The following is a 21,190-nucleotide window of genomic DNA, read 5'->3' as shown; positions in this document are numbered from 1 at the left end:
AAGTTAATACAATGAATCAAAGTCAAGTCACTCTAGCCGAAACCTGTAATCAATTATTATCTGTTTACAAAGAAGGAAAACAATGGCTAATTGATGTACCTCCGCTGGAGTTGCAAACCAGTGCTCTTATTGAGCTGGAGCGACTCAGTAGAGAGCTGGAACGCTTGAGAAAAGCCGTTCTAAGCCGACCAACAATTGCGGTATTCGGACAAAGTCAGGTAGGTAAGTCTTACTTGACTTCGAATTTAGTAAAAGCGCCAACAGTACCAGATTTATTGATTGATGATCCCATTACAGGAGAGAAAATCTCTTTTATCAAAGAGATGAATCCTTACGGAGGAAAAGAATCCACAGGGACCGTCACGCGCTTTACCACTGCTCCTCATAAAGATAGCAAGGAAGGCTATCACATCAAGCTTTTATCTCCTAAAGACTTAGTGTGTATAATTGTTAACGGCTATTATTTAGATATCAAGAAGCATGATTATTCTGTAGGTCCAGATGAGCTCAACGAACAGCTGAACCAATTACAGAAGGTAAAGCAAAAGACTTTTTCGGGAATTTTTCACGCACAGGATTTTCAGGACATTAAGCGATATTTGATTAAGACGCTTGGGCTGGGTAGCCACGTTGTTATTGATAACCTTAGCAAAAACGATTTTTGGAATCGGGCCGCAGCCTTAGCTCCTAATCTTGATTTTAAAAGTAGTATAGAACTTTGCCAGATTCTCTGGGGTAAGCAACCCTTTCTGAGTAAGTTGTTTGAACGTTTATTGCGTGGATTAGAATCCGTGAATTTTGCCACGGAGGTTTTTGTCAATAAAGAAGCACTAACACCAAATACGGCTACCATCCTTGATGTAGAACGGGTACGGGAAATTTATGTGGTCAGTGATAACGAGAATACCTCAGTACCGGTAAGAACGGATAAAATGGGCCAGGTCCTCTTAGATCGCAGAATTTTGGCAGCACTTACTGCGGAAATAGAGCTTCCCCTCTCCGTGGAAGCTACCTCGGAAAAAAACCGGGAGTTTCTCAGAGAAGCAGATGTTCTTGATTTTCCGGGAGCGCGTTCCAGGGAGCATATTCCTGAAGCTGTTTTTGCTGCCAATACGGAAGAGGCAAAGCTACAATTATTCATCCGTGGCAAGGTGGCATACCTTTTTGATCTTTACAATCAAGATTACGGAATATCCACCCTATTGTATTGTATGCATAATGACAACCCTGAAGTGCAGAATATTCCCAGTCTTTTACACAACTGGATTGCGAGTGCAGTAGGGGATAGCAAAGCAGAGAGAAGTAAGCGTATCAATAAAATAAGAAACCTCGTAGAGGCAGCTTCTCCTGTCAAGGATATTAGTCCCCTACTTGTAGTCTTAACGAAATCCGATGTAGAGTTGACCGGAAAAAGTTCAGAAGTTCTTGGGCAGCCCAGTAGCCATGACGGCAAGTGGGTAGCAAGATTGGAAGAGAACTTTAAAAACTTTATGATACGTCCATTAAACGATAAATGGGTGGTTAATTGGAGTGACGAAAAAGTTAACTTTTCTCATGTTTTTCCTCTACGTAACCCCGATTTTTCGCAAGCAATTTTTACGGTAGACAAAGATGGGAATGAAAATGGTATTTCTGATCGTTACCAACAGAAGCTACTGGACATGGAGGTATCCTTTCTAGGACACGATGCAGTCAATCATCACATTATCGCACCGCAGGAAACCTGGAATTCGTTTGCCAAACCCGGGCATACAGGCATAGAGTACATTATCAAGTACCTCACTCCTACAAGCAAGCCAGCGATCAAGCTTGAATTACTGAAAGGTGCGATAGTCCAGGTTAACCGGGAAGTGTACGAGCTTTTAAAAAGTTTCCACACTTCAGAGAACATTCAAGAACTTTTGAAGCAAGCTAATAATCGGGGAGGTAAAGCATTTCTTTATCTTAACTTATTAACGAGTCAGAACAATAAATTTGGCACCTTATTAGAGAAAATTTTGCTGACGGAAGAAGAGGCCTATAATTGTTATCACGCTATTCAAAATGCTCCAGTAACCGACAACAATAACCAGAGTAGAGAGGCCGTAATGGGGTCTACCCAGCTTCCTTTGTCTTTTGTTGGTCTATTGGAAACATCAGGAGTTGATACCGAAGGAAGTCCGGAAGAGATTATTCAGCAATTGCAGGAAGTGCTTGATTTTTCACGAGAAGAACTTGAAGAAGCTATTAAAGATATTGTTGGCGAGCCATTAGAAGAAATTTTCGGAAAATCAGCTAAAGAAGAATCCCTTTCTAAAGATTTAGCTATGATCTTTACCGATCGCTTAATTACCAACTGGATTGGAAAGGTTCAAGCTTACCGGCCTACGTCAGTGGATGGCAAGCAGCATCCGCTGAGTATTATCATTGATGAATTAATAAAATCCAGGGAACGGATCGATCTGCGCACTAAAGTTTATGACGCCGTTAAACAGGAAATTGACGATTTTTCCATAAATCGTAAGTTTGATGTTGTAGCTCGGATTAGTTTCCAGGTGATGAATAACTTTATTAATACTTTCGGTTGGCATTTTATTGCGGAGAAAAATCGACCCAAAGACAATCAAGGTCGTCCTGTCTTTGGAACCAATGTCATTGACCCAGAGAAGGTAGTTCCAAGTATTGACAAAGCATTTCCAGGAGAGAAAATTGCTGATCATTGGCGAATTGCTACAAGAGAGGCAATCAAGGCCAATGTGCTGAGTGAGAACAAAATAGCAAACCCTACTGCGGTAGCCCAAAATCAGAAGCTAGGAGAGATTGTGCAAAAAATAAATGCACATGGCAATGAGATCTAAAGAACTTTTTTCTACTAATCTGGATGTTTATATTCCGATTATTTTGCAGGGTACTCCTGTATACAAACGTTACGATTATCTTAGGAATTTCCTGGATCAACGCCTTGGAGTAGGTTTTAGTAGTTTTCTGGCCATCCCAAAGGTCAAAGGTGATCGAGGCAGTTGGTATGCACCTCATGATAGCGAGAGCATTGTTTTATTGCAAGCTGCAACTCCGGAAATACAGCAAAGGTTTCGAACAATAATTGCTAATAAGAGAAGTGCTATTGAAGACCTTCTGGAGGCATTAAATGCTAGTGCCGATAAGGCATCTGTTGATTTGGTAAAGAGGATACAGGCTTCGTTGATTATTCCTGGGGAAGATCACATTTGGGTGGATACACGTAGTGATGATTTTTTCTTTGTTGCCTGGGGTTTTGAGTATGCGAAACCCAAATCAGATGTGCCATCGAATGCTAAGTTGAGCAAGATTACACCAGTGCCGCCAGTGGGTGATGCTTCAAACTTGATTCAAGCTCAAGAAAAGGAAAACCTTCTGGGCACTACCGAAGAAACCCAAGATGAGCTTGCGACTTCAGAGACGACTACTCCACCCGATAAAGAAACAGGGGAGGAGCCGCTTGTTACCTCGGAACCCATAAGTCATAATACTCCTGCTGAGCAAGTCGGCTCTTCTGACGATGCACCTGGCAAGAAACGTAATTGGATAGTTTGGATACTTGGAGGACTTTTGCTTCTAGCTTTACTGTTGATCTTTTCCCTTTTCTGGAGGAAGGATGACCAGCGGTTGTTGAGCCCGATTGACACTATTCTACCAGAACAGCCAGATGTGCTCCCTCCTATCGATACGACTAAAATCATTATTGATGAGGAAGATCCTCTCAAACAAGTAATTGTTGCGAACCGGCTTAATATTTACTTAGTCCCTAATACCGACCTGCCGTCATTTTCACAACAACTTAAAAACATTTATCCCAGTCCGGAGATCAAGATAGTTTACTATACGGAAGCTGCTAATCGGCTGATGCTCGAATGTCCTTCTGATCAACGTACAGCTATCAAAGCAGCCATTGAGCAAATGAAACACGTACAGTTCGTGATGGACGAAACGGTTTTTGGTACTGAAAAAACACTACCGGTTTTTAATGATCCGGGACTTAAAGAAGATGCTAAAGCCTGGCCACTGGAAGCTATTCAGTTGTTTGATGCATGGAAAATAACAAAAGGTGATCCTAATGTGATCATCGCTGTCATTGATGATGGTTTTGATCTCAAACATTCTGAATTTTTGGGACAGTACATCCATCCCTGGAATATTCCGGGAGGGAATAACAATACCAACACGGGCCTTACCAGCATGTTTCACGGAACCCACGTAGCAGGTATTGCCGGTGCCCGGTCAAACAATGCTGTTGGTACGGCTGGGGTAGCACCCGGATGTAAAATAATGCCCATCCAGGTAGGAAATCCGTTTGGAATAATGACAACATCAGCGATTGTGGATGGCCTCTTCTATGCACTCAATCATGGTGCTGATGTAATTAATTTGTCCCTCGGTTCTGCGTTTACTTCCGAGGTTGGCCGAATGCCAATCAGTGAACAGGAACGTCTGGCGCAGACCTTATACCCTCAGCAGGAGAAATTCTGGACCCAGCTCTTTAAACTGTTGTATGATAAAGGGGTGGTCGTTGTCCAGGCGGCAGGTAATGCGGATATCCTTGCCAGTATTGATCCTATGCAACGCAATCCATACACCATTAAAGTGACGGCTACTGATAAAGGAAACAAAAAAGCAGGGTTCAGTAATTTTGGCAAGAATTGCCAGCTGAGTGCTCCCGGTACGAAGATATTTAGTACTATTCCACGGAATGGCTACAATTTCCTGGATGGAACCAGTATGGCTGCGCCAATCGTAAGCGGTGCTGTGGCCTTATTGAAGTCAAATAATCCTAATATTACTCCCCAGCAGTGCGTGGATATTCTTTATAATACGGGACTGGAGGTAGGCCCAAAAATAGGTCGATTGATTCAATTGGCAGATGCGCTAGGGTATGATGGAGCTGAGTCACTGCCATGCCAGGAAGAAATCAACCGGCTGAAGGAAGAGTTGAAAAGATTGCGTGAAATACTACAGGATTCCAACAGATTAGGGCTGATCATTCCGGAAGATCCGGAAGATCTATCCTTTGCCGAAGGAATTTGGAAGAGTTCTACGGACTTGATGAGTAGCCTCTCTGGCGAGAAACTGGAACTCTATTTTAAGTTCAATAAAGATGGCTCTGGCGAACTCACTATTCTGGAAACCGACGGCGATCAGTGTAAAGCACCACTAAAGGTGAATCTTTATCCCAATAAAATGGAGATTGACCAACTTACGGACGCAAAATGCAAAGGCAGCGATCCTGACTATAGCCCCTATAGTATTCGGTGTATTTCTAATAATAACCAGGTAGCAATTTGCCGTGCTGTGAATAAAACCAATAAGTCGGAAGTAGAGTTTCAACTGATCAAAGTGCAGGGGTATTAAATCCAGCTATGGTTTTAGGAAAATATCTCTTATCCTTTGCAATATGGGTAAAGAGGAAGGTTTTTCTGGTGCTGTAAAGACTTCGTAAATCCAGTCAATAATGGGCTCACAATCACTCAAGTCCAGTTGTTCAATGAGTGCTTCCCCATCATCCCATCCCTCGTCAACAACCTTCCCCACGCTGAAAGGGAATATTTTGAATGTTGAGGAGATGTTTTTTATTTGTACCATGGTTTCGGATAGCTTATTCGATAGTATTTTCATACTATTATCGGGGACTCGATCTTTATCCATTTTAGTAAGAATTATACCAATATTCTCACATTGGATTTGGTGAGCTACCAAGTAATTAATAAAAGAAGACAATAAGGTGTCTTGATCATCAATATCTACCTTCTCATTTGCATAGCGGCCAATACGCATAAGTTCATCGTACCCTACAATTAAAAATATCAGCAGCGGCAACTCATTTTCTTTTACATAAATTTCCACCTCTGGCAACAGTTTTCCACTCCGGTCAAAAGAAATTTCCCGTTGGTATTCTCCCGACAGTTCCACGAAAGTGAGGTTGAGCCAGTCGTCATCCACCGTTTTTCTGAAAGCTAAATCATACTCGTAGAGAAGGTCAATATCCGTTATTTTGGGGAATCTCCCTTCTTGCATTAACCTTCTGTTGCGTTGTATACTTCTGTTGGCTTCAATGTTCTTGGAATTTTCGAGGATAAGGTAATTTTTGCGGAAGTAGGCACTTAATGCGGTTAAAACAGTGGTTTTGCTGGAGGCCACATCGCCAAATAGAAATACGAGATTTGTGATTTTATTGTTCAATAATTCGGCCCTTGCTAAAGCTTCTTCGGCGGACAGCTTTCCCTCAAAAACACCGCGGTTGGCTTCAATCTCCTGAAAAACCCTTTTGGCAGGGACTAAAGTAGGGTAGGGTAGATCTAAATCTTTATTCTCCTCTCGGTTAATGAACACTTCATCTTCTGTTGTCCCTTTGTTTTTGGATGATTTCTCCGGACTCTTTGGGGTTTCGGTTTTATGGTTGGGGATGAAGAATAGTTGCAAAATGCGTTCCCACCAAACTGGTTGGGAATGGTCGTTTTGGGGATGGTCGTCTGGTAAAAAAAGCAGCTCTTGGAGCTTAGGTTTAAGCTGCTGCCAGCGTTCCAGGAGGTTGAAGGAACCTCTGTTGAGATGACGCAAGAGACTTTCCGGTATACGGGGATCAAAAGCTTCAGCTGCCTGATTGAAGGAGACGCGTAAGTGAGGTATTTCTCTGCGTAATAATCGTTCCTCTTGGCGGGTAGCAATTCCGGCGGCACTCTTCTGTAGGGCGATCTGGATTTTTAGTGCGTCTAGATTCCCTAATTCGGGGTCTTGGTCCTTCGCCTGATTTTCCAGCCATTGATAAATGGCATAGTGAATATTTCGGCGTAATTCGTCGTCCAGGCTGTCATAAAGTTGGTTACGAATAGCCTTAGGGAAATAGCCGTTGTAAAACCAATTAAGTTGACTTAGTTTACTCAAGTTTTCAAAGGTGATTAAATGGTAACCCTTGATGTCACTTAATACTTGCCCCAGGTATAAGGTGAGGTTCCAGTTGAGTTTCGGGAAACAGCTTAATATTGCCAACCACTCCCTTAACGCACGGTCGGGGAGAAATGCCTCAAGATCACGGATGAAATTTTCTTCACTAATACGAGCCGGGCCTGCTTTGACCGCGGCGGAATAAGCAGGGATACGGGTTGTCGTTTTCTGTTGAAAGCAATCATTGATGTACTGAAAACCCTGGGTATTGGCGGGTGCGACCAAGAATGTGCGCTCCAAAAGCATTTCCCGGTGTGTCCATTGGCCTGGATCTATTGGTGTTAGAATGGCTTTTTCTTTCCATTCATGGAAAAGGTTAACCCAGTCGGCCAGACCATTTTGTGTAGGGTGTAAAAATTGCCAGCAATCTCCCATAATGATTAGGCGATCATTGGCATAAGTTTCTATGATGCGTTGCAGAGGGATGCCCTGAGGGTATTGTTCGTTCCAGCAGCGTAGTGGTTCGTTACTGTAATAATAACGGTTAACGGGCAATTGTTCTTCTTTCAGCCAATGGTAAAAGGCTTCGTAAAGCTGAGACCGATGATTGGCCGTATGCGTGTAATCAATCAGGAGTAAATAGGAAGGAGGATGGGTACGATAACTAAAAACAGGCTGAAGAAAACCTCCTTTTCTTACACTATTTTTAATGGTCTTTGGAATGTTAAGTACTGCGTTATCACCGAGAAAGCGCTGCTTGAATTGTACAACCTGCCGTTTTAAAGGATTGCCAAAATCAATGAACTGATAATCAGGGAGACGTAAACTTAGGAATTGTTGCAGTTTTGCATCATCAAACGAAAGTTGAAGAACGGGTTTGCGGGGCTTTCTCAAAATGATTACACTCCAGCTAATAATAACCACGAGTAACAGGAGGAAGAAAAAATTTTCTATCCTTAGTATACCTGAGTGGTAGAATTTAGGAGCAAAAAAAACGATTAGGAAGAGTATTAATGGCAGTAGTATAATAGTTGCTGGAGGAATAGTCGCTGCCCATCTGGGAGGGGTAATAATCCTTCGATTTTTACCCGTTTTAATAGGAATCCCAGTTGTCGTTTCCTCCTCCTCTTCCTCTTCAGTTATGGGAAGTACCTGTTGATTCCTGAATTCATCAAACAGGGAATAGACGAGTAGTTGTTCTTTCTCGTTTTCGGCCACCAGGGCAGCAACTTTGAATCTTAAATCATCAGGGTTATTCGACTGCGCTGCTAATTGATAGATCTTTGGGTATAATACTGGATCACGTAGCAGCTTGTTTCGCTCCAGGAGATGAAGCAAAACTGGCAAATCTGCCCAATTAGCGGCTATGGAATCCTCTTGACTCATTTTACGGAAGTAGGATTGGTGATTTTGTAGTGTTCCAGGAGATACTGGTAGGCCTCTGTACTTTTAGCGACAATTGACAAGGAACTGGCGAGAATTTGTTGCTGTTCCTGGTTAAGGTCGGAAAAATCTGCATTGCTTAGACCTGCTTTTTTTAAGATAATTAACCAGCTAATGAGTTCAGCAGTGGCGGGTACCTTAGCGTTTCGTTGTTTCAGTAAGCCACGGATTTTATTGAACTCTTTGATTAGAATAACTAGTTCATCCTGGAAAAAAGTATCCTTCCGACGTTCATAAAGCTTTGATTTTACAATTTCTAACAAACTTTCGGGGTCTGGAAAAGGAATATGGTAAAAAATACAACGCCGCAAAAAAGGCTCAGGTAAGCTCTTCTCAGAATTGCTGGTAATAATAACAATAGGCTTGAGTTCCGGGCTTATTTTAAAGGTTTCCTGTAATTCAGGCACCGAGAATTGCAAATAATCTCCTTCCATCACATTGAGCAAATCATTCGGGAAATCGCGTGGAGCTTTGTCAATTTCATCAATGAGTACAACGGACCTCTTATTATGTTTAGTAGCTCTTTGTGCGGCCTCACCCAAGGCTTCAAAGCGAATGATTTTTTGCGCTATCAAATCAATTTCTTCTTCACCCTTGCTCTGGTTTTGAACGATATGATAGTGGCGGAGCGCATCGTAAACGTAAAAAAGGTCAGTGGCGGTAGAGGTCGTCTTTGCGTCAAAGCGAATGGCTTCTCCCAGTTTAAAGTACCTGGCTACGTGGTTGGCGAAGCGGGTTTTTCCGGTACCTGGTTCTCCCGTTAGCAAGAGAGGCATATTGAGTTCCAGGGCTACGTCAAGCGCGGCCACCAGTCCTTTTCCGGGTAAGTATTCCTGGTCTTGATCATTGTATATGACGGGGAGTTTTTTGTTGTGGTAGTGCTTCATGGGTTAATAATTTTTAGCCTTATATGGGTATTCACGGTCTAACAATTCGCGGAAAAAATATTCAATTTCACTCATCGGATAGGAAAGCTTATCCCCCAAACTGGCTTTAACTTCTTTTTCTATTTGGTAGATTTTGCTGGTATATTTTCTGGCCCAAGAGTGGATGTCATCCATATCCACAGGCGTTAGCTGATTTTCCCAGAGGCAAGGAGTGTCTGCCGATTGTTCAGTGGCCCTGCGCAGTTGTTTAATCACTTTGTCGCCAGGCCTTTTTTTAGTGAATAGATTTTTTAATGAATATTTTTTTAACGTTGATCCAGATAGGTGATAAAAGATAACCATCTTCTGTTCAGGATGGAGCAAAGTCCGGAGTAAATCTCCACTGATCAATTTTTCCAACTTCAATACCGTGTTTTTAGTAGCGCTGGCTAAGTCAATAGAGAAAGACAAGAAAATGATATCGCCAGGATTCGCTCTACGCTGGGATTCGAGCAAGACTTCTTTGGGTTGCGTAAGAAATTCTTCCAAATCCCCAAAAGCAGTTATTTTGCTGTTGTTGCTTTGTTCCAGTTGGCGATCAATCACCCGACACTGATAACTCGTTTTCAGATGTCGCCTAAAACGCTCAATAAAGAGTTGGGGCCGATCAGCTATTTTGGCATCGAAGAAGCATTGAAGGAAATTGTACTTCTCGTGGTATTCGTCCCAGAAATTTAATAATCTGCCCCATTCCTCGCGCCGGTTAATCGTCGTAACCGCATAATCGATGGGAGGTTCTTTGAGGTCAAATAACTTACTTGGTGCATCTGGTCGAGGAGGATCAGCTCCCTTCATGGACAGTTGCCAGTTCATGAAATACTCCTCCTTATAAGATATTTGCCAGGGAGGGAGCTTACCTGTGGACTTCTCTTTGCGGCCCATCGACCGATAATGCCGTTGCGTCGGATTGATGTCCTTATCTTTAGTTTTAATGACCGCAATGGCGTGACGAAAGGCCTCTCCTACGGTTGCATCCTGTGCCAGTCGTTCAAAGAAAGCAGCCCCAAAGACAGCAGCTTGCGCATCATCTACACTTCTGGTAGTTGTGATGATAATAGGAATTCCGCTTTTTTCAAAAGCGGCGAGAGCCTGATAGGTCAGGCATCCATTGAGGAACACTAATTTTAATCCAGGACACAAATTTTCATGTAGCAATTCAGCAAGACCTTCGCAACGTGCAGCGGTATCTTCGAAAATAAAATCGCCTCCGCCCGCATGCCCACTAAAACCGAAAACATTTAACGCTGCACTATTACCACTGTCCTTAAGCCAATCGATAATGTCTTCATCCAGGTCAGCATTTTCTTTGATTTCGCAACGGACAGTTTTATGCTTGTGAAAAGCCCTACGGGTTTTCCTTGCTTCGTCCTTTAACCATTCCAAATACGGATGATTGCTGCTGCCGTTGGTTGTTTTGGCACGGTCGTTAGCGTAACTTAAATATAACTGGGCCATAAAGGTATTAGTGAAGCGGAAAGGAAGATACTGATTTTAAGCAAATGAACAATGCCTGAGTTGATTTAATTTACATTTGATCTTCTCCTTCAATAAAATACGTGATGGTGCTTGCTTCACAATTGGCATCGGTGACGGTCTTGACCATTACGTCGATCATTACATTTTCTGTACTGGAATTGGTGAGTTTGCGTTTGGTAACGATCTGGAAGCTTACCGTTAATTGTGTTTCTCCGTTTTGCTCATTGCTCTCTGATATTTCTACGGGGGCTAAAGCCTCCGGTAGTATTCCGTAGTAGGTATGTTTTAAAAGGCCTGCAGTGGCACTACCGTGTTCAATGAGGGTTCGTTTGTAAGCAGCAGCCAACTCCAGTTTGCGTAAGAAAGAGGCATCTTTTCCTTGGAGTAGCGCTTCCACACCACTGTTAAGTACCTCCTTAAGCTTGGTTTTCCTCTCCTCCTGAACCGCACGAATCCCTTCGGTTAAGTCCCGTAGCAGTTTGCGAATATCATCCGCTGTGCCGTTGGCGATGTTTCCAGAGAACTGCCAATCACTTATGGTACTGCTGGCACTAGCAAGCTTTTCCTGGGCTTCGCTAAAATCACACAGTTTCGAAAGTTTACTCGTGAGGCCCTGCTGGTGCAAAAAATCGATGACTTGTTGGCTCTTTTCGGCAACGAGTTTGGGGTCCGTTAGGTAGCCGGGAGGAAGAAGCGCATGATTTTCGATCGCTTCTTTTATTTTAGCCAAAGCATCTTCCAGCAGTTGATTAACCTCTTCTGTTTTTACCGCTTTAGGATGGGTTTTGAAAAAAGTATTGGCTTTTTCAACTTTGAGGTAGAGGTCGTCTTTTGCGAGGCGCTGAAGTGCGTTGAAATCCTGTTCTTCCAGCACGATTTTTTTGCGAAAATCATCCACTTCATTGAGGAGTGCCGCTAATGTTTTTTTCTCCTTACGTTGGCTGTTTTCAATAGTGCTCAAGTACTCCCGGATATCATTTTTCAATGTTTCGGCCTGATCGGTAATCAAGGAATAATCGGTCAGTATGCCATCTTGGACATCTGATTTTAAAGCATTAAAATCTTCTTGTAACTGCTCACTACGATTAGTACAGGCTAAGAGCACAATAAACAAAAAGCCAAGGAATAGGTAGGGTTTCATCTGCGGGTATTTAGGTAGCGGTTATTGATGTTTTCGCTTATAGAACACCAAAGTAGGTAGAGAGTCTTGTGGGTAAATATTGATGTTTCCAGAGGGAGTAATATCATTGGGGTTGAAACGCATCAGTTCGCGAGGACTTATCTGGCGTTGAGTACTGATTTGTTGGAGCGTTTCAATATTTCCATAATCGTCTCTTTTTACTTTGTGAATAACAATTTCGTAGTCTTTCGTTTTGTAGCCGACTTCGTAATAATCATTTTGTATTTCTGTAAATTCTTCTAGCAGTTTGATCACTTTGCTAACCTGTGGTAGTAGAGCAAGTTGCTGAATATAACTGTGCATATAATCACGATCAAAAAACTTACGAGCCCCGTCTGGTTCATATTCATTTAAATTACGTCTGATTTGAATACGGTAATTACGCGCAGTATTGTAAATCGTCTCCTGCTCAGGAGTAAGGGTGATTGATGGCGTTGGCGTTGGCGGTGGTGGCGGCGGATTCCCACAGGCGACAAGATAGCAAAAGCCAACCACATAACAGGTTACCCAATGTGTTGTTCTAAACATAGCAACAGCTTTTTCACACTTATCCATACCCAACCAGTTTTAGCCCTCCTTGATTTTTAACACTTCACCAGCGTGAATGATGTAAATAGGTTTTCCTTCAGCGGTTTTTGTGCCAGTATTAATGATTTTTGTAGGGTTCATAGCTACAAGATCCTTAATGTCTAAATTGAATTCTGCGGCAATACTATAAGCCGTATCTCCCTCCTTGACCCGATAGACCGAGTCGTCCTCAACGGGTTGCGTTGTCGGGGTTTCAGTGGGCGGCTGTAATGGTGCTGTATCGGTACCCGTAGATTCGTCTACCTGGCGGGGAATTTCGGTGTTACTGGCTGGATCACTAACAAATAGTTGGCTGTAATCTTCGTAGAAGAAAATAATAGCAACGATGAAAAAGCCTATTCCTAAACTTACGTACAAAAATTTATCCTGGGTCATGATCTTGAGGAGTTTATCTTTTTTGGTAAATAATTAACGTAGGGAGGGCTCCATTTTTATCCAACATTATGCGGCCCCCACGGTCAAAACTTCGCGGGTTGAATTTGATAATTTCCTGAGCACTCACACGATGATTTGCAGCAATCTCCTTGGCGGTTTCTGATTTACTGTAAACCCGGTATTCAATCAACCGGTACTCATTTTTGTCAAAACCATTTTCATGGTGGAGCTGCTTGATACGTGCTAAATCATCCCTGACTCGTTGAACCTGGGCCACAGCAGGAAGACCATTTAAATCACTAATATGGTCTTCTAGTTCCAATTTATGGAAAATTCTTTCCGTCCCATTTTGGTCCTTTTCATCCAGCTTGGCCTGGATACGGAAAAAGTACTCCTGTGCTTTTTCTAAAATTTTCTGCTCCGATGAGTTTAAAGAGGAGGGTTCAGAGGAGGTTCTTTCTGTTACTACACCAGCTTGGGACGAACTCCCCTCGTTAGCACCAGGTGATGTAGACGCTTTTTTGGAGAGCTGTGGTAGGATGAAAAGAAAAAAAACGCTGGCTGCTAGCAACCCATAGACGAAGTTGCTGATTTTGCTTTTGCTTTTTGTTTTACTATTTTCTGTGGGCTTTCTCGGCATGGTTAATAAAGGATTTTAAATGAATTAGTCCAACTTTCGATAAATAACTAGCGTAGGGAGGGAGCCGTCGGATTTTTTACTGATCCGTCCATTTTTATCTACGTCATTAGGGTTGTATTTGATGATTTCCTCCACCGTCACTTTTCGCTGAGTGGCGATATCGGTAGAGGTTTCCGGTTTATTTGTTTTAGGGTTTATTTTGACTTTGTGAATGATAAGTTCATACTCTTTTTTGCTGTAGCCATTTTGGAAATAGTCATTATTGATTTCGTAGAGCTCCTCTATCAATTTCGTGACTTCTCTTGGCGGGGAGGTAATTCCTCCTAGCTGACTGATGTAATTTTCAATTTTTACCCGATCAAAAATTTTTCTTACCCCATCATAGGTCTTGGCGTTTAGTTCTGCTCTAGCTGTAATCCGGTAGGCCCTGGCCTCCTCATACAACACTTTTTCCTCCTCAGAAAGTTCAATCGGAGGAGCAGGTGGTTCAGGCTCCTCTGCAATTGGCGGTTTTGTAGTTGTAGGCGTATCTATTGGTGGAGACTGCAAATCAGAGGTCTGCTCCGTTGTTGTAGAACCTGGTGGGGTGAACGTTTTGTTTGTCAGGTATTTGACTGCGGCGGCCAGTAATACTCCCAGGAGCAGGGCCAGCATAATACGCGTGTAATTAGGCTTGAATTTTTTCGATCCTGCTGGTGGCTGATTTTTTTTGGGTAATGGGCTACCTGCCTTTTTTGAGTGGGGCTTCGAGTCTGGTTCAGCTTGGCTCCCTCTATGGGGGGATCGTAGGGAGGCCCAAAGGGCTGATAAGCTAAAACCACTCTTTTCTTTTAGGAGAATAGGATACTCCGCTGGTAAATACAGCATAACCTGCATTCCCGGCTCTAAATGAACCTGTTGCGATTCTGTATTACTGCTTGCCTGGGTGTAAACTTTTTGGTTGGTTTTTGTGAGTGTCCCAAAAATCTGCCGGTTATTTTTTAAAGCTCCATCTTTTTCATGAATCTTTAATTGTTGAGCTTGGATAGGTTGTTGGCCGATTTTGAAATAGAGATAATTGTTGTTGCCTTTTATCCTTGATTTTACCAGATTATTGTTTTGGTCAAAAAAATCGACGTCCGTATCAAGCAATCTAAGCTTCAATACTTGAGTGGCAATAGTATAATTCTCTTTTTTATCCTTGGTAATAATTAAAGCGTATTGATCCTGATCTGTATAAGCCAGGGGTATTTTTTTATCCTTAAATCGGAGGGTGTTTTTTGTAGTAAAATCGTCGTTTGGCTCAGACTGCCCATTGTTAAACGTTATAAAAGAGATGGGCTCTTTGAGTTGTTGTATTGTTTGGAGGAGTTCGCTATAGACGTTGGATAAGGCGATTTCGGGGCCATTTTTTTTATTACTGTAAATATGATTTTTAAACTTTTTGCCTTCAAAATATGTAACCTTCCGCTCGCTAATATCTTCACTTTTTGATAGCTGGTAGACCTTGCCATCACTACCGATCCGATCCACATTCTCCCGCTGGATATCGGTAGAAGGAGCGTACTGCTTTCCAGGAAGGAGATAGAAAAACCCTCTGTAATCATGAGGATAATGAGCAAACTCGTATTTGCTTACTGCTAGCAACGAAAGACGACCAGAGGTCAAGGGAATATATTCTAGTCCGTAGCAAGTCTTATCGGTTTGACCATTGAGTGTTCTTCGTTCGGGTTTGTACTTGGCAATTTCCGCTAATTGTTGCGTGCTTAAATAATGGAACAACTGATTTTGGGGAGGTACCAGCTTTACGCCATTCAGATCGGCGGTAAAATAAACGTAGGGAGAATTCACCTCCTCTTCCTGTTCAGTTGGGCTTTCTTCCTCTGCCTGTTCCGTAGATGGATAGTTAGTGGTAAAGAGGGGGGTACGTTCAAGGTCAGCTGCCAAAAACTGTTCGCAGGAGAAGGTATGATAACTTTGGCCTTCTACTACGTCAACTTTGGAAATAATGAGATCTTGCAAACCTTGCTGGGCCGCATGTTGAAACAGGGCTTCCAAGGCTGGAATACCCCATTGCTGCTGAGGGAGTAGGACAAAGATGGGTTGGGGAGCAAGGTAGAGCGTTTGGTCTGTGTTTTCTCTAGCTTCCAGGAAGGTGGTGGCACTCCGGGGAGGGATCTTCTTGCTAATCTTGGGAGGCGTGATCAGGTTTTTATAAGCCTCCTCGTAGGTTAAGGTTTTATCTTTTAGCCCTTCAGCATCTACTACACCTTGTTTTAATATCCGCAGGACATATTCCAAATTGCTTTTACCAGGCGACGGTTCAAATACCAAGGACAGTGCATGGTAGCCCCGGCGGTTCCTGTTGTCCAGCGAGAATTCGTACCAGCTAATGATATCACGCCATACGGCGGGGGCAACTTCCACCCGTTGAAACCGGAGCATCGGAGACTGCGACTGGATATTGATTTTATAAGTATCCACCCCCAATGCGGCAATAATGGTAGAAATCGATAATTCTTCGGGGATATCATCGTAAAAAATCTCTAAGCCGTTACGCTTTCCATAATATATAAAATTATATTCCATAATATCTTAGTAGGTGGGGACATGAAATCGAAGAGACAATGGAAACAACCTTACCCATTAGTCTTCAAAAAACAGACGCTTAATTCTGCCAAACAGGGAATTCGAACTTTCCTCCTGAGGTTCTTCAAAGTTTTCGATAATCCATTCGATGATGGGCTTACAATCACTAAGATCGAGTTGCTCAATGAGGGCATCTCCGTCGGTCCAGCCGTTACTTCTTACCTTTCCTACACTGAAGGGGAAAATTTTGTAAGACGCTGAGATGTTTTCAATTTGCTTGAGCGTCTCTTTTAATTTTGGTTGTATGTGACTCAGGCGATCTTCTTGGACCTTGTCACGGTCAAATTTCGTGATGATAATCCCAATATTTTCACATACGATATCGTGCCTGGTAAGATAGTTGATGAAGTTAGCGGTAAGGGTATCTTGATCGTCAATGTCGATGTTTTCATCAGCGTATGCGCCAATGCGCATGAGTTCTTCATAGCCAATGACTAAAAAGATGACCAAAGGAAGCTCATTTTCTCGTACGTAAATTTCTACTTCTCTTGGTAGTTTGCCACTCCGCTCAAAGGAAACTTCCCGGTGGTACTCTCCCGACATTTCAATGAAAGTGAGGTTGAGCCAGTCTTCTTCTCTGCTTTTTCTACACGCAATATCGTATTCGTGCAAAATATTAGCATCGGTGATTTTGGGGAACCGCCCTTTTTTCATGAGGTTGCGGTTTTGGTTGATATTTTTATTGGCCTCACTATTGTCAGAATTTTCTACAATCAGATAATTCTGACGGAAGTACGTGCTTAAGGCCGATAGCACAGTCGTCTTGCTTGAGGCGACATCTCCAAACATGAAAACAAGATTGGTGATCTTGTCATTCAGAAACTCAATTCTTTCCAGTGCTTCTTCCTCGGTGAGTTTACCTTTGAAGACACCTTTGTTACGTTCTTTGTAGACCTTTTGCTCATAAGGAGGAGGAGGTGTAACCGGAGCCTTAGGTTCTGGTATAGGTTCTCTTTGACGAAAAATTTCAGCTTCGGTTATTGCGTCTTTACTGGGACGATTATGCCGATCAGGGTTGAATCTACCAATCCTTCTTTTATTGTTACTACCGAGAGACATACAGTATGTTTTAAGTTAAAGGGAGCGATCCATGAAGGGGCCTTCTGACTCTCCTGATGCGGTTTTACGATCCTTTGTCGTAGATTTTTTACTTTTATTTCCCCTGTTCCATTTAGGGGAACTGCCATTGCTTTGCCCTCTTCGTCCGTAGACTTCTTTAGGGGCTATCTCTACCTTGGGAGAAAGGAAGAGAATGACAAAAAGGATTAAAAAATCAATGATGAAACTGATCAACAAGGAAATGAAAATGGCGGCTTTTCCTTGAGCATTTCGTTCTGAGAATGAAAAAATAGTGCTCACCGTATGGCTCAAATTCCCAATTCCACGATCCTTATATACTAGGGTAGGGTAGGTTTTTCCGGTAATGGGCTCTATCTCTCGAGCAATGTTTTGGTAGACTTGAATAATGGTCTCAATTCCTCCGTCAATTTTCCTAGGGTTATCACTCTCGATGATCGCATTAATCTGGTCAGGATAAATACTTGAAAGCAAATTTTGAACCTTTGGGATATGCCGCGCTGCTTCCCGTTTGGCAGCAGTTAATTTACCTTCTGCTGGTAATAATTTGTTGCGATAAATCGCCCGACATTTAGGTCCACAGCCTTCCTCTCCGGGCGTAAGTTTTTCCAATTCCATTTGTTCCGTGGCATCGTCAACTTGCCGTTGCCATTCATCAACCTGGTATTTATCATTGATATCCTTTATCGCAGTACTGCTAAGGGTCACCAATGCGTCTCGTTTCTCGTTGATCTCATCGTAGAGAAGAGTATCGGCATTAGAGATACCATAGATAGCATTAAAATTCAACAAAATGCTGAAAAGAGCAACCACTGCATAAGCGGCAATGATACCACGTTTCCTAGATTTAGTTTCTGCGGCAGGAAGATTAAGGGCAATAACAATCATAAACAAGCTCAACGCTACGGCAATAAAATAAGCGAAAAATTTATTTCCGAGCATGGGTGCGACGCCAACTGCAGTAGTATAGCAACTGATCGTGCCCATGATGACTACTGCTAAACTCAAGAGGTATTCTCCTGGCTTGTTTTCTGCTGCTGTTTCTGTTTCAGCCATATTGTTACAGGTGTTTAATCGTCGGTTGAAGGTGAAAAACATCACCAAATTAAAATATAGGTGCAATATTTAGCAAGACCTCTCAATATCAAAAGAAAAGATGACAAAAACAAGTAAAAGAATTACTCTGGGCAAAAGACCGTATAGTCCCAGGCAGTACTACCGGTGACGACAACCTTAATATAGGGAGAATTAAAGCTGATTGTTTCTGTTCTTTCTCCATTGCTAAAAAGGCTTCCCGTTCCTCCTTCAAAACTCCAAATTTCTTTGTTGTTGGAAAAAATTTGGATTTTATCAGGTGCACTGTAAGTATTGTAAGTAAAAACAAATTGCCCGCTTGCTTTACCCATATAATAATTCTGTACGACAGCTGGCTCTTTTTGTGCCGTTCGTCCATCAGAACCAGAAACACAGTCGAAAGGCGGCGGCCCAGCAGGAGGAATCGGCCTGAGGTAGATGACCAGAACACTATCCGCCAAGAGTGTCCCTAAGTCTGGCCTGATTGTTTTAGGGATATAATTTGGATGATTGACCGAAAGCTCGAGTTGGCAATCGATAGTGAGCCCCCCCAAGTAAACTTCCCCTTTGGTGTTGCTGCGTCCAGATGCCGTAGGTGTTTGCGAACAGTTAGCGTTTGCTGTTGCGTTTCCGATGGGGGCATTGGTCAAAGTATCGAGGATAAGTAAACGTACTGGTTGTGTCTTTGGACGCAGCCACAGTGTAATGTCGTCAGGGCTTCGAGGGTTTTTAATGAGGGTAATCGGAGCCAGATAGGTACTATCGTGGTAGCCCAATAGGCGTCCTCTCATGAAAACCCGACCAGTGTCGGGAATTGGGAAAATTACTTTACCATCTTGTGAAGCTACCGTTCTGATAGTGTCCAGAACGTCGTTACCTGCTTCGATATGGGCTTCGACCAAAGTACCTGGCAGTCCTAATTGATTACTGCTGCTTTTTACGTAAAACACTTGTTCTTCGAGGAGTGAATTGAGATAAAGGGTTCGGTCTTCTAGGTCTTGTGCTATATCCCCGATTTCAATCCAACCGATACTGTCTTTGGTGTGGAATGCTTTGCTTGCAGCTAGTTTTATCTGGGAACAAAGGGGGACATTTGTTAGAGAAACCGTACCGCCAAAGTTAGACTTTAAACGCTCTTGCCTTAGTATTTCACCGTGGTACGATATGCTAACTTCTACCATCGCATCCGTTACGGGGTGGCCGTTCAAAGAGTCTTTAACGACGAAATCCAGATTGTCTATCAAAAATGGAGACATTAATACCTTATTGGTTCGCCATTTCGAAAGATCAGTTAAGTTCAGGATTGTATCTTGATAACATTGCTTCTGTAGGTGTATGTTCCCTTTTGGATAGGAAGAGAATATTTTATTAAACAGCAATTCCTTCCCAAAGCTAAATGAGGCTTTCCCTTCTTGATTGGTGAGGGTATCTAATGGTTTCAATTCCTGATCAGTTTCATAATAGGAAAGCGTTACCAAGGCGGAATCAATGGGAAGTTTGTCAAAGTTATCCAAGGCTTCAAGCGTGACACTTTCCTCCACGGGGATCAGCAGCAGTAAGAAAGGAAGCAGCCAGAGTAAATAAAGCCAGCGGTTTTTCTTTAATTGAATCTCATATTGATACTGCTCTTTAACGATGTCAGTAGCTTTGCTTTTGTACTTCTTATTCTGATAGGTAGCTTTCACCTGTAGTTGGTCACCCACTCCCAAAGCTAGATTTGCAATACGGCCTTCGTCATTGGTGATGCCATCTATTTCCTCCCCGTTGAGAACAATAATCAGGGGTAAGGCTGGTATGGGTTTACGGTCTTTGTCAATGACGATAACTTCTCTTTGGAGAGGAAGCCGAAAAATTAACGATTCTTTTTGTTGATTAATTTGTAATGCAATAGGTTCTGACCAAGCATCGTCAAAGAAATAACGTGCACTTATAGTCTGATTGAGCCACTCACCCTTAATGGTATATTCGCCATCTTCTGCTGTAGCTATTTTTTGTTCCGGTCCAGTTTCCTCCTGTTCATTGGTAAGGGTATATCTGACTTTGATACCCTCAATGCCTTGTTCCCCTAGATCTTCTGTTCTGATTTTTAATTCAACTTCTGGTTGTAAAGTCAATTCGTAAAAAATGCGATCATCACAGATAAAGTCTTTTGCTAAACCTAGTTTTTCTACATTCAGTCTAAATGAAGTTCCCTTACTCAATTCTCCCATTTCAACAACGCCGTTTGGATTGGTTTTATGGGAAGAAATAACTTGATTATCAACGATTAAGTCTACGGATTGATTCGAAGCATCACCAATGATTTCTGGAATTATTAATTTGGCATTAATCGTCTTTTTTCCTGTTGGAATAAGTTTTCTGAGTATTCCTGAGGGAGCACCTTTGGTTCTGGAAATGCATCCCCACATGAAAATACTCACTTGTAAGCTTCCGGCAGATTTACGCCTGGCTACAATAAAATCTTCGGAGGGGATCTCAAAATAATTTTCGAGGGCATCTGCATGTTGTGCGCCAAAGATGGTGGCGTGATGTTGACTTATTTGTGCTAAAGTATTATTTATCTCTTTCTTGGCCCGCTCTTGTTCATCAGGGGATAGTTTTTGGTAAGGAATAATTTCGTCTTCTGCATCGGTCTCAATAAGCCATTCAATCGTTTCTTTGCGCTGAAGATAGCGAGGTTGTGCAAAAAAAATAGGGTCTATGTTCTGGGGAAGCCAGCCCGAAATCTGTTTATATCTTTCTTTATAGCTATGGAAACTATCAAATTTTGTTCGAAAAGCACTAGTGCTAATTGTACCTAATTTAGTCTTGTTCATACGGCTTTATGGTGTTTAAGGTAATTTAGGTAGGCTATATTTTTACAAAATAAAAATAATGCAAATTCACTTT

General features: G+C 42.4%; 13 protein-coding genes. 2 read left to right on the top strand and 11 right to left on the bottom strand.

Annotation, left to right across the window (positions count from 1 at the left end; genetic code table 11):
• Positions 1–11: 11 nt before the first annotated feature.
• Together AB0L18_RS04225 and AB0L18_RS04220 are read left to right on the top strand one after the other, a co-directional pair.
• Positions 12–2,837, top strand: a complete 2,826-nt coding sequence (locus AB0L18_RS04225) for a virulence factor SrfC family protein (RefSeq protein ID WP_367391336.1) — start codon at positions 12–14, stop codon at positions 2,835–2,837.
• Positions 2,827–5,364, top strand: a complete 2,538-nt coding sequence (locus tag AB0L18_RS04220) for a S8 family serine peptidase (RefSeq protein ID WP_367391335.1) — start codon at positions 2,827–2,829, stop codon at positions 5,362–5,364. Before AB0L18_RS04225 ends, AB0L18_RS04220 begins: the two co-directional genes overlap by 11 nt.
• 6 nt (positions 5,365–5,370) lie before the next feature.
• On the opposite strand, the gene AB0L18_RS04215 is transcribed toward AB0L18_RS04220, so the two are convergent.
• The 11 genes from AB0L18_RS04215 to AB0L18_RS04165 all read right to left on the bottom strand — a co-directional run bounded on the left by AB0L18_RS04215 (position 5,371) and on the right by AB0L18_RS04165 (position 21,117).
• Positions 5,371–8,280 carry a hypothetical protein gene (locus AB0L18_RS04215; RefSeq protein ID WP_367391334.1) on the bottom strand — a complete coding sequence of 970 codons (2,910 nt, stop codon included), beginning with the start codon at positions 8,278–8,280 and terminating at the stop codon, positions 5,371–5,373.
• Positions 8,277–9,224 carry an AAA family ATPase gene (locus AB0L18_RS04210; RefSeq protein WP_367391333.1) on the bottom strand — a complete coding sequence of 316 codons (948 nt, stop codon included), beginning with the start codon at positions 9,222–9,224 and terminating at the stop codon, positions 8,277–8,279. Before AB0L18_RS04210 ends, AB0L18_RS04215 begins: the two co-directional genes overlap by 4 nt.
• Before the next feature lie 3 nt (positions 9,225–9,227).
• A complete protein-coding gene (locus tag AB0L18_RS04205; RefSeq protein ID WP_367391332.1) occupies positions 9,228–10,718 on the bottom strand; it encodes a hypothetical protein in 1,491 nt (496 codons plus the stop codon).
• 70 nt (positions 10,719–10,788) lie between these two features.
• The gene (locus AB0L18_RS04200) at positions 10,789–11,880 is read right to left on the bottom strand and encodes a hypothetical protein (RefSeq protein WP_367391331.1); all 1,092 of its coding nucleotides are present in this window, start codon (positions 11,878–11,880) and stop codon (positions 10,789–10,791) included.
• 21 nt (positions 11,881–11,901) lie between these two features.
• The gene (locus AB0L18_RS04195) at positions 11,902–12,474 is read right to left on the bottom strand and encodes a hypothetical protein (protein WP_367391330.1); all 573 of its coding nucleotides are present in this window, start codon (positions 12,472–12,474) and stop codon (positions 11,902–11,904) included.
• A 12-nt stretch (positions 12,475–12,486) separates the two neighbouring features.
• Positions 12,487–12,882, bottom strand: a complete 396-nt coding sequence (locus tag AB0L18_RS04190; protein ID WP_367391329.1) for a LysM domain-containing protein — start codon at positions 12,880–12,882, stop codon at positions 12,487–12,489.
• A 13-nt stretch (positions 12,883–12,895) separates the two neighbouring features.
• A complete protein-coding gene (locus tag AB0L18_RS04185; RefSeq protein ID WP_367391328.1) occupies positions 12,896–13,453 on the bottom strand; it encodes a hypothetical protein in 558 nt (185 codons plus the stop codon).
• 93 nt (positions 13,454–13,546) lie between these two features.
• Positions 13,547–16,090, bottom strand: coding sequence for a hypothetical protein (locus AB0L18_RS04180; protein ID WP_367391327.1), 2,544 nt, complete (start codon positions 16,088–16,090; stop codon positions 13,547–13,549).
• 57 nt (positions 16,091–16,147) lie between these two features.
• Positions 16,148–17,209 carry a hypothetical protein gene (locus AB0L18_RS04175; RefSeq protein WP_367391326.1) on the bottom strand — a complete coding sequence of 354 codons (1,062 nt, stop codon included), beginning with the start codon at positions 17,207–17,209 and terminating at the stop codon, positions 16,148–16,150.
• 15 nt (positions 17,210–17,224) lie between these two features.
• Positions 17,225–18,283 (bottom strand): hypothetical protein, encoded by a 1,059-nt coding sequence (locus AB0L18_RS04170; RefSeq protein ID WP_367391325.1) that lies wholly within the window; start codon positions 18,281–18,283, stop codon positions 17,225–17,227.
• A 122-nt stretch (positions 18,284–18,405) separates the two neighbouring features.
• The gene (locus tag AB0L18_RS04165) at positions 18,406–21,117 is read right to left on the bottom strand and encodes a hypothetical protein (RefSeq protein WP_367391324.1); all 2,712 of its coding nucleotides are present in this window, start codon (positions 21,115–21,117) and stop codon (positions 18,406–18,408) included.
• Positions 21,118–21,190 lie beyond the last annotated feature (73 nt).

The organism is Lewinella sp. LCG006, from assembly GCF_040784935.1.
In the GTDB taxonomy this organism is placed as follows: domain Bacteria; phylum Bacteroidota; class Bacteroidia; order Chitinophagales; family Saprospiraceae; genus Lewinella.
Note: the sequence above shows the minus strand (reverse complement) of the source record. Positions and strands in the feature narration are given on the sequence as shown.

What these genes read in the sequence shown, in the direction of transcription:
- AB0L18_RS04215 (WP_367391334.1), bottom strand. Translation starts at nt 8,280, where the DNA reads ATGAGTCAAGAGGATTCCATAGCCGCTAATTGGGCAGATTTGCCAGTT.
- AB0L18_RS04170 (WP_367391325.1), bottom strand. Translation starts at nt 18,283, where the DNA reads ATGGCTGAAACAGAAACAGCAGCAGAAAACAAGCCAGGAGAATACCTC.
- AB0L18_RS04205 (WP_367391332.1), bottom strand. Translation starts at nt 10,718, where the DNA reads ATGGCCCAGTTATATTTAAGTTACGCTAACGACCGTGCCAAAACAACC.
- AB0L18_RS04210 (WP_367391333.1), bottom strand. Translation starts at nt 9,224, where the DNA reads ATGAAGCACTACCACAACAAAAAACTCCCCGTCATATACAATGATCAA.
- AB0L18_RS04225 (WP_367391336.1), top strand. Translation starts at nt 12, where the DNA reads ATGAATCAAAGTCAAGTCACTCTAGCCGAAACCTGTAATCAATTATTA.
- AB0L18_RS04195 (WP_367391330.1), bottom strand. Translation starts at nt 12,474, where the DNA reads ATGGATAAGTGTGAAAAAGCTGTTGCTATGTTTAGAACAACACATTGG.
- AB0L18_RS04220 (WP_367391335.1), top strand. Translation starts at nt 2,827, where the DNA reads ATGAGATCTAAAGAACTTTTTTCTACTAATCTGGATGTTTATATTCCG.
- AB0L18_RS04190 (WP_367391329.1), bottom strand. Translation starts at nt 12,882, where the DNA reads ATGACCCAGGATAAATTTTTGTACGTAAGTTTAGGAATAGGCTTTTTC.
- AB0L18_RS04165 (WP_367391324.1), bottom strand. Translation starts at nt 21,117, where the DNA reads ATGAACAAGACTAAATTAGGTACAATTAGCACTAGTGCTTTTCGAACA.
- AB0L18_RS04175 (WP_367391326.1), bottom strand. Translation starts at nt 17,209, where the DNA reads ATGTCTCTCGGTAGTAACAATAAAAGAAGGATTGGTAGATTCAACCCT.
- AB0L18_RS04200 (WP_367391331.1), bottom strand. Translation starts at nt 11,880, where the DNA reads ATGAAACCCTACCTATTCCTTGGCTTTTTGTTTATTGTGCTCTTAGCC.
- AB0L18_RS04180 (WP_367391327.1), bottom strand. Translation starts at nt 16,090, where the DNA reads ATGGAATATAATTTTATATATTATGGAAAGCGTAACGGCTTAGAGATT.